The sequence below is a fragment of the Streptomyces sp. NPDC025273 genome (assembly GCF_040638585.1).
In the GTDB taxonomy this organism is placed as follows: Bacteria; Actinomycetota; Actinomycetes; order Streptomycetales; family Streptomycetaceae; genus Streptomyces; species Streptomyces cinereorectus.
The window spans coordinates 1-9,933 of sequence record NZ_JBEZYP010000040.1 but is presented as its reverse complement, the minus strand read 5'-3'; the positions used below and the strand labels follow the sequence as shown (position 1 = coordinate 9,933).

At 69.3% G+C, this 9,933-nt stretch carries 14 protein-coding genes and 1 pseudogene; 3 read left to right on the top strand and 12 right to left on the bottom strand.

The genetic code is table 11. The features are described 5' to 3' along the window. Positions 1-133: 133 nt before the first annotated feature. The 4 genes from AB0F38_RS31460 to AB0F38_RS31445 form a co-directional block, all read right to left on the bottom strand. The gene (locus AB0F38_RS31460; RefSeq protein WP_361900833.1) at positions 134-652 is read right to left on the bottom strand and encodes a histidine phosphatase family protein; all 519 of its coding nucleotides are present in this window, start codon (positions 650-652) and stop codon (positions 134-136) included. A 107-nt stretch (positions 653-759) separates the two neighbouring features. Then, a complete protein-coding gene (locus AB0F38_RS31455) occupies positions 760-966 on the bottom strand; it encodes a hypothetical protein (protein ID WP_361900831.1) in 207 nt (68 codons plus the stop codon). A 168-nt stretch (positions 967-1,134) separates the two neighbouring features. Continuing rightward, on the bottom strand, positions 1,135-1,254 hold the full coding sequence (locus AB0F38_RS31450; protein ID WP_361900829.1) for an SGM_5486 family transporter-associated protein: 120 nt from the start codon (positions 1,252-1,254) through the stop codon (positions 1,135-1,137). A 17-nt stretch (positions 1,255-1,271) separates the two neighbouring features. Then, complete coding sequence (locus tag AB0F38_RS31445; RefSeq protein WP_361900827.1) at positions 1,272-2,537, bottom strand: MFS transporter; 1,266 nt, start codon at positions 2,535-2,537, stop codon at positions 1,272-1,274. A 128-nt stretch (positions 2,538-2,665) separates the two neighbouring features. On the opposite strand from AB0F38_RS31445, the gene AB0F38_RS31440 reads away from it, so the two are divergent. Next, positions 2,666-3,340 (top strand): FadR/GntR family transcriptional regulator, encoded by a 675-nt coding sequence (locus tag AB0F38_RS31440; RefSeq protein WP_361900825.1) that lies wholly within the window; start codon positions 2,666-2,668, stop codon positions 3,338-3,340. 44 nt (positions 3,341-3,384) lie between these two features. Here the strand turns inward: AB0F38_RS31440 and AB0F38_RS31435 are convergent, their stop codons facing one another. The 8 genes from AB0F38_RS31435 to AB0F38_RS31400 all read right to left on the bottom strand — a co-directional run bounded on the left by AB0F38_RS31435 (position 3,385) and on the right by AB0F38_RS31400 (position 8,496). Then, the gene (locus AB0F38_RS31435) at positions 3,385-3,750 is read right to left on the bottom strand and encodes a hypothetical protein (protein WP_361900837.1); all 366 of its coding nucleotides are present in this window, start codon (positions 3,748-3,750) and stop codon (positions 3,385-3,387) included. Between the two features lie 151 nt (positions 3,751-3,901). Next, positions 3,902-4,669: an enoyl-ACP reductase FabI gene (gene fabI, locus AB0F38_RS31430; protein WP_361900823.1), complete on the bottom strand. Its 768-nt coding sequence runs from the start codon at positions 4,667-4,669 to the stop codon at positions 3,902-3,904. A gap of 5 nt (positions 4,670-4,674) precedes the next feature. Then, positions 4,675-5,394, bottom strand: coding sequence for a 3-oxoacyl-[acyl-carrier-protein] reductase (fabG, locus tag AB0F38_RS31425; protein ID WP_361900821.1), 720 nt, complete (start codon positions 5,392-5,394; stop codon positions 4,675-4,677). Positions 5,395-5,527: 133 nt separating this feature from the next. Further along, on the bottom strand, positions 5,528-5,914 hold the full coding sequence (locus AB0F38_RS31420; RefSeq protein WP_361900835.1) for a type II toxin-antitoxin system VapC family toxin: 387 nt from the start codon (positions 5,912-5,914) through the stop codon (positions 5,528-5,530). Positions 5,915-5,919: 5 nt separating this feature from the next. Beyond that, positions 5,920-6,207: a hypothetical protein gene (locus tag AB0F38_RS31415; protein ID WP_361900819.1), complete on the bottom strand. Its 288-nt coding sequence runs from the start codon at positions 6,205-6,207 to the stop codon at positions 5,920-5,922. 68 nt (positions 6,208-6,275) lie between these two features. Next, positions 6,276-6,524, bottom strand: coding sequence for a hypothetical protein (locus tag AB0F38_RS31410; RefSeq protein ID WP_361900817.1), 249 nt, complete (start codon positions 6,522-6,524; stop codon positions 6,276-6,278). 232 nt (positions 6,525-6,756) lie between these two features. Continuing rightward, on the bottom strand, positions 6,757-7,155 hold the full coding sequence (locus AB0F38_RS31405) for a hypothetical protein (protein ID WP_361900816.1): 399 nt from the start codon (positions 7,153-7,155) through the stop codon (positions 6,757-6,759). 444 nt (positions 7,156-7,599) lie between these two features. Then, positions 7,600-8,496: a hypothetical protein gene (locus AB0F38_RS31400; protein ID WP_361900814.1), complete on the bottom strand. Its 897-nt coding sequence runs from the start codon at positions 8,494-8,496 to the stop codon at positions 7,600-7,602. A 688-nt stretch (positions 8,497-9,184) separates the two neighbouring features. Between AB0F38_RS31400 and AB0F38_RS31395 the strand changes: the two genes are divergently transcribed. Together AB0F38_RS31395 and AB0F38_RS31390 are read left to right on the top strand one after the other, a co-directional pair. After that, on the top strand, positions 9,185-9,379 hold the full coding sequence (locus AB0F38_RS31395; RefSeq protein ID WP_361900813.1) for a hypothetical protein: 195 nt from the start codon (positions 9,185-9,187) through the stop codon (positions 9,377-9,379). A gap of 43 nt (positions 9,380-9,422) precedes the next feature. After that, positions 9,423-9,841 (top strand): annotated as a pseudogene (locus tag AB0F38_RS31390) (IS5 family transposase); the annotation flags it as partial. Positions 9,842-9,933 lie beyond the last annotated feature (92 nt).

Below are 9,933 nucleotides of genomic sequence, written 5' to 3'. Positions count from 1 at the left end.
CGCTCCCTCAGCCTCGCAACGTCATCGCGTCCAACGACCACGGTCCTCGCAACCCCCACAGATCGCGGGTGTTGCGAGGACCGTTAGAACCCAAGGTGCGCCCTGCAGTGCGGGGGGCCTTCGTGCGTCCTGCTCAGCCGTTGGGGGTCCAGTACTCGACGAGCTTGCCCACTCCGTGCTCCAGTCCCTTCCAGGAGCCGGAGAACTCGACGACGGCGTAGGCGGCTGTCGGGAAGCCGTCCCTGGTCATCCGGGCGAGCGCCTCTCCCTCGCCCTGGCCGGAGAGTGCGTCGGCGGCGCCGTGCATGCCGGGGTTGTGGCCGATGACCAGCAGATTGCGTACGTCGTCGGGGGTCTCGTTGAACAGCGCGATCAGTTCGCCGAGGGAGGCCTCGTACAGCCGCTCCTCGTACACGGTCCTGGGGCGGTGCGGGAATTCGTGGACCGCGAGCTTCCAGGTCTCACGGGTCCTGGTGGCGGTCGAGCACAGAGCCAGATCGAACTCGGTCCCGGAATGGGCGAGCCTGCGGCCGGCGACGGGGGCGTCTTTCCGGCCCCGCTCGGCGAGGGGCCGCTCATGGTCGGACTGCTGCGACCATTCCGCCTTTGCGTGCCTGAGAAGGACGATCCTGTGAGGTGTGTCGGCGCTCATACACCTCAGCTTCGCACGAAATGTGGGTCCGGGCGCAGGGTGTTGACGTGCTCCCTCGCCGAGGGTGAACGGTGCCGGGCAGCCCGTACGCGTCCTGTCCGGGCACGTCAGACGGCGAGCAGCCGCAGGATCTGCCCGAGCAGTCGCCCGAGTGCCGGGTCGCCGGTCGCGGCGTGCGCCTGGCCGTCTCCCGCGATCAGCAGGAGGAGCGCGGCGAAGGCGAGGGCGGGGAGGGCCACCGCCCACCACGGCAGCCGGACCTCGACGCCGGACGAGGCCGGGCGGTGGGTCCGGGTGTGTGTACGGGCCGACATGTCCGCCTCCGTGGGTCCTCGGCTCTGATACCCAGAACCTACGGTCCGGCGGGCGGCAGGCCCATCCGGTGACCCACCCACTCGACCCTGAACCTGGCCCCCTAGGGGATGGTGGGGCTGGCCCTACCATCCCTGTGCGGGGAGACGGTCAGGGAGAGGTCGGGCCGCCTACGCGGGAGAGGCGATCGTGGCGATGACGCTGATGACGGCGCCGATGAGCAGCATCGCCCCGAAGACGAGGAGAAGCTTCTTCTGGCCGTTCGGGGGATTCGGATCGAGTACGGGCATGGCCCCAGTCTCGCATCTCAGCATTCGTCCTCGATCGTCCGGTCCCGTCCGGCGAGTACCCCCGCGATCATCTGCGGCACCAGCAGGCCCGCCATCAGGGCGAGCGGCAGGCCCCAGCCGCCGCTGTGCTGGTAGAGCACGCCGACCAGCAGCGGGCCGGGGATCGAGAGCAGGTAGCCGGTGGACTGCGCGAACGCGGAGAGCCTGACGACACCCGCGCCGGTGCGGGACCGCATGCCGATCATGGTGAGGGCGAGCGGGAAGGCGCAGTTGGCGATGCCCAGCAGCAGGGCCCAGAGCCAGGCGCCGCCCGCGGGGGCGAGGTAGAGGCCCGCGTAGCCGAGGAGGCCGCAGCCGCCGAGGACGAGGACGATCGGCCCCTGGTTCCGCAGCCGGGCGGCGGCGCGGGGAATCACGAAGGCGAGGGGTACGCCCATGGCCATGGTCACGGCGAGCAGCACACCGGCGGTGCCGGCGGAGATCCCCGCGTCGCGGAAGATCTGCGGCATCCAGCCCATGGTGATGTACGCGGCCGTGGCCTGGAGGCCGAAGAAGCAGGCGAGCGCCCAGGAGGTCCGGCTGCGGGTGATCCGCAGGGCGGGGGCCCGCCCCTGCCGGGCCGTGGGCTGTCCCGGGGTGCCGCTGCGGTCCCGTACGAGCGGGACCCACGGCACGATCGCGACGGCCGCGAGCGCGGCCCAGACGGCGAGCCCGGTCTGCCAACCGCCGCCCAGGACGCCGGTCATGGGCACGGTGACGGCCGCCGCCAGGGCGGTGCCCAGGGCCAGGGCCATCGAGTAGAGACCGGTCATGCTGCCGACGCGGTCCGGGAACCAGCGCTTCACGATGACGGGCATCAGGACGTTGCTGACGGCGATGCCCATCAGGGCGAGGGCGCTGGCGGCGACGAAGCCCGCGGTGCTGCCCACGAAGGGGCGGATCAGCAGCCCGGCCGTGATGGCGACCATGCCCGCGCAGACGACGGCGGTCGGCCCGAACCGGCGGGCCAGCCGCGGCGCCATGAATCCGAAGGCCGCGAAGCACAGCGGGGGTACGGAGGTGAGGACGCCGGCGACGCTGCCGCTCATGTGCAGCCCGCCCCGCACCTCTTCGAGGAGGGGGCCGAGGCTCGTGATGGCGGGCCGCAGATTGAGCGCGGCGAGGACGAGACCGATGGTGACCAGGCGGAGCAGCCAGGGGGCGGGGCCCGGGGCGGCCGTCCGGGGGACGGGGGCGCTCAGGGCGGCGGCGGGACTCAGGGTCCGGGTCTCGTCATCGGGCATGAGACCCATCATAGAATCATGGGATGATTGGTTGTCCACTCCCGTCCTCTCCCTCCTGAGAGAATCCGGAGCACCCGCACACCTCGCACTCCCCGACCGCCCTTCCCGGACCACGAGCAAGGAGCACCATGGCGCTGACGTCCCCGCGGCGTTCGGCTCTCGCCGACCAGGTGATTGCCCAGCTGAGGAACCAGATCACTTCGGGCGAGTGGCCCGTGGGTGCGCGGATTCCCACCGAACCCGAGCTGGTGGAGCAGCTGGGGGTCGCCCGCAACACGGTCCGCGAGGCGGTGCGCGCGCTCGCGCACAACGGACTGCTGGACATCCGCCAGGGCTCCGGTACGTACGTCGTCGCCACCAGCGAGCTGGCCGGCGTGATGCACCGCCGCTTCGCCGACGCCGATCCCCGGCACATCGCCGAGCTGCGCTCCACGCTGGAGTCCTCGGCGGCCCGGCTCGCCGCCCTCCGGCGCACCGAACGGGACCTGCGGCAGCTGGACACGCTGATGGCGCGGCGCGAGGAGACCTGGGCGGCCGGGGACGCGGAGGCGTTCGTCGCGGCCGACGCGACGCTGCACCTCGCGGTGGTCGCCGCCTCGCACAACGACGTGCTGACCGAGCTGTACGCCGACCTGAACGATCTGCTCCGGGACTATCTGCGTGACGACGTGGGCTCCGAGCTGCGCCCCGAGGAGCACATGGACCACGCGCGGCTGGTCGAGGCGATCCGGGCGGGCGACGCCGAGACGGCCGCCGCGGAGGCCGCGAGCCACGCGCTGAACTGCCTGCGGGACCGGGTCTGACCCCGGCCCCCGGCGGACCTCGACGAAGGCGGCCGGGAACGGGCCTAGGCGGAATGGTGGCTGACCCAGGCCGATCCGACCTCTTTCCAGCACCGGTCCTCGAGCCGTACGGTCCGGCCCGGCTGCACCGCGACCGCCTCACTGTCCGCGTCGACGTCCCACCAGCGGCTGCATTCGGTGTGGAGCCGGACGAGATCGGATGTGGAGTGCGGGTTGTGGCAGTAGGCGACGACCCGGGAGCCCTCGATGGACGTCCGGCATTCGGCTCCCGAGGGCTGCGGAACCGGCGCGAGGGGTGCGGCCGTCCCGCCCCCCTCCGTCGCCGCGTTCACGGCGACCGGGGCGAGGAGACCGGCGACGACCGCCGCTGCGGCCATGAAGGCCCGGTTGGGGCGACGTGTGGAGCGCAGCACGGCGATCTCCTCCCCACGGCCTGACCGGAAGTCCGCTTCCTCCACATTCTGCGGTGGATCGACCATCTTTTCGACTTGAGACGCACGACGGCCGCGTACCGCTTCCCTGGAAGGAACGCGGTACGCGGCCGTGGAGGAGCTCCGGGACTCAGGCGCCCATCATGTGCACGCCACCGTCGACGTGGATGATCTCGCCGGTGGTCTTCGGGAAGAAGTCCGAGAGCAGCGCGACGACACCGCGGCCGGCCGGCTCGGGGTCGGCCATGTTCCACTCCAGCGGGGAGCGGTGGTTCCACACGTCCGCGAGCTCCGTGAAGCCCGGGATGGACTTGGCGGCCATGGAGGCGAGCGGTCCGGCCGAGATCAGGTTGCAGCGGATGCTGTCCTTGCCCAGGTCACGGGCGAGGTAGCGGGAGGTGGCCTCCAGGGCGGCCTTGGCCGGGCCCATCCAGTCGTACTGCGGCCAGGCGAACTGCGCGTCGAAGGTGAGGCCGACGATCGAACCGCCGTCGCCCATCAGCGGCTTGCAGGCCATGGCGAGCGACTTCAGCGAGAAGGCCGAGACGTGCATGGCCGTGGCGACCGATTCGAACGGCGTGTTCAGGAAGTTGCCGCCGAGCGCGTCCTGCGGTGCGAAGCCGATCGAGTGCACGACGCCGTCCAGCGAGCCCAGCTCGTCCTTGACCAGGCCCGCGAGCCGGTCCAGGTGTTCGTCGTTGGTCACGTCCAGCTCGATGACCTTGGCCGGCTTGGGCAGCTTCCTGGCGATGCGCTCGGTCAGCGTGGGCCGGGGAAAGGCCGTCAGGATGACCTCGGCGCCCTGCTCCTGGGCCACCTTCGCGGTGTGGAAGGCGATGGACGACTCCATCAGCACACCTGTGACGAGGATGCGCTTGCCGTCGAGAATTCCGCTCATGGTGATCAGTGACCCATGCCCAATCCGCCGTCAACGGGGATGACGGCTCCAGTGATGTACGACGCGTCGTCGGACGCGAGGAAGCGCACCGCGGCGGCGATCTCAGCGGGCTGCGCGTAGCGGCCGAGCGGCACCTGGGACACGATGCCCTTGCGCTGCTCGTCGGTGAGTGCCTGGGTCATGTCGGTGTCGACGAACCCGGGTGCGACGACGTTGAACGTGATGTTCCGCGAGCCGAGCTCGCGGGCGAGCGACCGTGCGAAGCCGACGAGGCCCGCCTTGGACGCCGCGTAGTTGGCCTGTCCGGCCGAGCCGAGGAGGCCGACGACGGAGGAGATCAGGACGACGCGGCCCTTCTTTGCGCGCAGCATGGCACGGTTGGCGCGCTTGACGACCCGGAAGGTGCCGGTGAGATTGGTGTCGAGCACGGAGGTGAAGTCGTCCTCCGACATCCGCATCAGCAACTGGTCCTTGGTGATACCGGCGTTGGCGACCAGCACCTCCACGGGACCGTGGGTCTCCTCGATCTCCTTGTAGGCCTGCTCCACCTGTTCGGTGTCGGTGATGTCGCACCGGACCGCCAGGCAGCCCGCGTCGACGAGGGCCTGGGGCGGCTCGCCGGAGCGGTACGTGATCGCGACCTTGTCGCCGTTGTCGGCGAAGGCGCGGGCGATGGCGAGGCCGATGCCCCGGTTTCCTCCGGTGACGAGAACCGAGCGGCTCAACGGATCACCCTTTCCTTGACGGTCTGGTACCTCGAAAACCTATCGGTACCGCGCCGCATAAGGAGAATCCGCCTCCGACAGCGCGTCCTGGCCGCGCCTGTCGGGTTCCCACAGTCGGAGCCACCGCCCGCGCTCATTCCGCCATTCCCGGCGCATGCACGGACAGGCCCTCTTGCCTTGCCGCCTCGTACATGCGCTTGTCATACGTGATCAAGGAGTCGAGAGCGCTGCCGATGACGAGCGCGCTCGCGACGTGAAGGGCGTCGAGAGATCTCAGGGATCCCGAGACCCTCGTGGCGAGGTCCCTGACCTCTTCAGTCAGCAGAATCTCGGTGACCATCGCGTCCAGGTCGGACAGCGCGTCGGGGAAGGATCCGGCCTTGTCCAGCTGCCGGACAGTTTCGACGATGCCGATCGTACTGGTGGCCAGGGGCAGCCCGGCCCGATCGGACAGGAAGACCCTGAGCTCGGCGGCAGCTGGCCTGCTGGTGAGCAGCGTAATGAGGGCCGAGGAGTCCATGTAGATCAACGGTCGTCCTCTTCGCGTTCGGCCAGGAGAAGTTCCAGCGGATCGGGAGCACCCGCGGGAAGGTCGTATCGCGGAAAACGGTCGAGATCAGAGGTAGTCGCGGCCTTGAGCCGGATCTTCCCCTGGGCCACCAGATCCGCATACCGGGAAGCCGCCCCGGAGCCGGGCAGCAGTATGGCGATCACCTTGCCGTGCCGCGTGACCTGGACCGCCTCCCCTTTCTCCACACGGGCGAAGACGGCACTTGGGTTGTACGAAAACTCTCGGACGGAGATCGCGCTCATCGGGACAGGCTCCCTTCAGCATGCTGTCAAGAAAGTACCTACACTCCGCAAGTGTACCTACAACAGGCTCACGGTAGTGCCCGCGCAAGCGAGCCCGCGAGCTCGTCGATGCGGCTGCTCAGCTCCGCCTGCGGCAGGCTCAGGTCCAGGACGTGCCTGTGTAGCCTGATCTCCCGGTCCGGCACCGGTACGCGTACGACGCTCGGCCTGCCCCCGGCGTACACGAGATGACCGTCGTCGAGTCCGAGCCGTACGCAGTAGGCGAGCATCTGATAGAGGTCCTCGCGGCGGAAGCCACGCTTGTACTTGGCGTCCACCACGACTCCCTGACCCGCAGGCGGTAACTGCCTGCACGGCCAGTGGCCCGTATGTCGATGAGTTCGGACCGGTCCAGCTCCCCACCTGCTCAGGGGCCAGCGGCCGTTCCGCCCACGATGCCCCTTCGCGGAGCCGTACGTGATGCTCCTGGGTCATGCGCCGTCGTCAGATTGCAGCCCGAGGTATTCCCTGATGCCGGCCAGGCCGTATGCCTCCTCGATGTCGGTCCCGTCACCCCAGTGGTATTCCGTAAGCAGCGGTATGACCTGGCTGCGCCAGATGAGATCCAGGGCTCGCGGGCTGCTGTAAGCCATGGGTTGCATGAGATACGAGTGCGTCCTGTCCGGGCTCCTCCCCCAGCACGAGTGCGGCAAGCTCGTCTGCGGTGAGACACGTGGCGGGCAGGACCCGTACGGTGTCGAAGCTGGAGGCCGCTTCGTCGTAGAGCTCGTCCCGCTCCAGCAGGGCGCGCCACGCGTCGGTCTCGGTGGGCAGCAGAGTCAGGCCGTATCCTGCCTCGCCCTCGGCGGACAGCGCGAGGTGCCAGCCCTCGGGGCGGGTCCCCTGCAGGCAGGCGGCCAGGGCCTCGGGGTCGATCTCGTACTCGGCCGCCAGGTCCTCGACGGCCACCCACTGCTCGTCAGGAAGTTCGGAGAGCAGCTTGACGGCGGGTCGAAGGAGGCGCGCCGGGTCCGCCAGTAGGTGTAGCGGGTGGTGGCCTCGGAGAAGAACGTCACCGGGTCCGGGTACGTACGGAGCGCCTCGAAGCCCAGCCCCGTCAGCCGCCAGGTGCGGTTCCCCCGGGTCAGCCAGCCTGCCTTGGTCGGAGCCGTGGCGATGTAGCTGAGGTTGCGGTCGATGTCCGTCGTCACCGTGGCACCGAGAGCGGCCCAGTCCTGCGCGAGCGTCGGGTCCGCCCGATGGATCCGTGGCCGGAGCTCGCGGAACGGCAGGCCGTCCTGGAGGTGATCGACGAGGACGGTCGCGGCCTGGTGCACGGCACGGGCGGTGTCTCGAAGGCGGTGGGCACGGCTTCCTTTCCTGGGCCCGTCAGGGGCGTACTGCGGCGGCGGTTCAGCCGGCGAGGGCTAGGGGGGTGCTCGGCTGCACAGCACCGTTCGCGACGACCAGGAGCAGATCACCGACGGTCGCGTCGCCGCCCAGGCCCAGCTCCGATACGGGTCGCGACCCCGGGACGTCTCGCGCGGCGACCGGCATGAGATGCAGTTCGTTCTTCTCCCCCTGGAAGGCCAGCATCACCCAGGTCTCGTCCCGGCGGATCCGTTCGACGACAGCGCTCAGGCGGTCCGGTAGCACGGCGCAGACCACGGTGAGCCGTTGTCGCTCGGCCCGGGGGAACGCGGAGATCATGTCGAGCAGCCCGGGGGCGGAGAGCGTGCCTTCCAGCAGCCGCGCCACCCCCGCACGGTCCTCGGAACGGTCGTCCTCCACGCAGTGCACGAATCGCATGATCGGCAGGCCGTCGGCCAGCGCCTGCTGCCAGCGGGGCAGCATGAAGTCGATGTGCAGGGCGTCGTCACGAGTCGCGCCCGCGCCGCCGACCTGCTCCCCGATCCCCGCCAGCCAGGCGTTGACCTCCGCCCAGCGCCAGACGAGGGACCGCCCTGCCGTGCCTTCGGGCTCCGGGAACGCGCCCGCGTCCGTGCGGCGCTCGCCGTTCACCCACTGCAGGACGTTCTGCCTGCTACGGCCCGTCCGCTCGGCGATGTCGGACACGCCGACCAGATCGGGGTCCAGCCGCAGCAACCTCAGCTGCGGCAGTTCCTTTCGGAGCCGGACGACCAGGCGGTGCGCGGCGTCGAGGGCGCCGTCCCCGGACTCGGCAAGGTCGAGCAGGTGCTTGCCCCGATGGCGGGTGAGCAGTCCGTCGAACTCGTCGAAGATGACGCCGACCGCCAGGTCGTCGTCGACCGTGATGCCATCTACGACAAACAGAAACTCGTACTCCATTTCGCCCTCATCCCCAGTTCGAGCGTGTTCCCGCCGGCCTCCGCGCCAGGGTGCGCCACCCTCCGCAAGGGGAGACTTACCCAGCCTTCACCTGTTGTCAAACGACAACACCCCCACCGAGGGCACGGCGCGGGTCACCCTCGGGGAGCGGGCAGAGATTCGCACGTTGCCCAATACGCCGGGCCGCGCGCCCCGGGTCCTTCGGCGTACGTACCCGGCACCGGGATGGTGGAGCAGCCCCCTCCGGCACAGGGGCAGTACAGCCGCCCCCAGTGCCCTTCCTTGCGCAGCAACCAGCCGGCGGCCACCAGCCGCTTGAGGACTGCGCGGACTTCCTTGTCCTGGTGATCCGCCGGTGACATGTCACGCCCGACCATCCACCATCTCCCCAACCCTCGGCGCCGTTCCCCACGTTGACGTCAACTCGGCGTGATCGGGAGACTACCCCGAGGGACTGACAGGCGGTCAAATCGCACAGTGTGACGGCAATTGACGACGCCTGCGGTCAGTTCGAGTCACTGGGGAGCAGACAGCAGATCTGCTTGCCGACCGGCGTCGGAGTGACGTCCCAGCCGGGCGCGAGCAGGTCCATCAGGGGCAGCCCACGCCCGGACTCGGCGGTGGCGTCGTCTAGGCCGGTTCGTTTGGATCACTTCCGCTGGCCGAGGTTGTCGTTGATGATGTCCATGTGACCAACCGCATCAGCACTCTGATCTCGGCCTTCGGCGTCCTTGCCAGCGTGATGTTGCTCGTTCTTGCCGTTCGTGAGTACCGCTTCGGGGCGTCGGTCCTCTGGCTCGTGGCTGGAGTTGTGATCTTCCTCAGCGCTTCGTACACGCTCGCGCGGGACGTGCGGCGGCTTCGCACTGGGCCGACCGCCTGACAGGGGCGCCGTTGCGACCAGCCCCGCCAGTCGTTGTTCGTGTGTGCCTTTGACTGACGCGCAGTGGGCGCGAATCGAGCCGTTACTCCCAGATCGGACACCGCGGCGGGGTGGCCGGTGGCGGGATCACCGAGAAGTGATCGACGCAATCGCCTGGAAGTTCCAGACGGGATCGCAGTGGATTCACCTCCCCGAGAAGTTCGGCAACTGGCGAGGCGTCTACAACCGGCTGCGGATGTGGGCCATCGACGGCACCTGGGAGCGGGTGTTCACCGCGCTGGTCGCACAGGCCGACGCCGACGACGACCTCAACTGGGCCGTCTCGGTGGACTCCACCATCGTGCGCGCACACCAGCACGCGGCCGGAGCCCGCAAAAAGGGGCCCCAGCAGGCGAACCGGCAGACCATGCCATCGGCAGGTCCCGCGGCGGACTGACCACAAAGATCCACCTGGCCTCTGAGGCTGTTGTCTTTCCGTACTTGATCGCTGACTTTCTGCTGGTCATGCATGGTGTGGCGGGTTCTGTGGCAGACAGGACTCGTCGTGTCGTCTT

What these genes read in the sequence shown, in the direction of transcription:
- AB0F38_RS31460 (WP_361900833.1), bottom strand. Translation starts at nt 652, where the DNA reads ATGAGCGCCGACACACCTCACAGGATCGTCCTTCTCAGGCACGCAAAG.
- AB0F38_RS31455 (WP_361900831.1), bottom strand. Translation starts at nt 966, where the DNA reads ATGTCGGCCCGTACACACACCCGGACCCACCGCCCGGCCTCGTCCGGC.
- AB0F38_RS31450 (WP_361900829.1), bottom strand. Translation starts at nt 1,254, where the DNA reads ATGCCCGTACTCGATCCGAATCCCCCGAACGGCCAGAAGAAGCTTCTC.
- AB0F38_RS31445 (WP_361900827.1), bottom strand. Translation starts at nt 2,537, where the DNA reads ATGCCCGATGACGAGACCCGGACCCTGAGTCCCGCCGCCGCCCTGAGC.
- AB0F38_RS31440 (WP_361900825.1), top strand. Translation starts at nt 2,666, where the DNA reads ATGGCGCTGACGTCCCCGCGGCGTTCGGCTCTCGCCGACCAGGTGATT.
- fabI (WP_361900823.1), bottom strand. Translation starts at nt 4,669, where the DNA reads ATGAGCGGAATTCTCGACGGCAAGCGCATCCTCGTCACAGGTGTGCTG.
- AB0F38_RS31420 (WP_361900835.1), bottom strand. Translation starts at nt 5,914, where the DNA reads ATGGACTCCTCGGCCCTCATTACGCTGCTCACCAGCAGGCCAGCTGCC.
- AB0F38_RS31415 (WP_361900819.1), bottom strand. Translation starts at nt 6,207, where the DNA reads ATGAGCGCGATCTCCGTCCGAGAGTTTTCGTACAACCCAAGTGCCGTC.
- AB0F38_RS31400 (WP_361900814.1), bottom strand. Translation starts at nt 8,496, where the DNA reads ATGGAGTACGAGTTTCTGTTTGTCGTAGATGGCATCACGGTCGACGAC.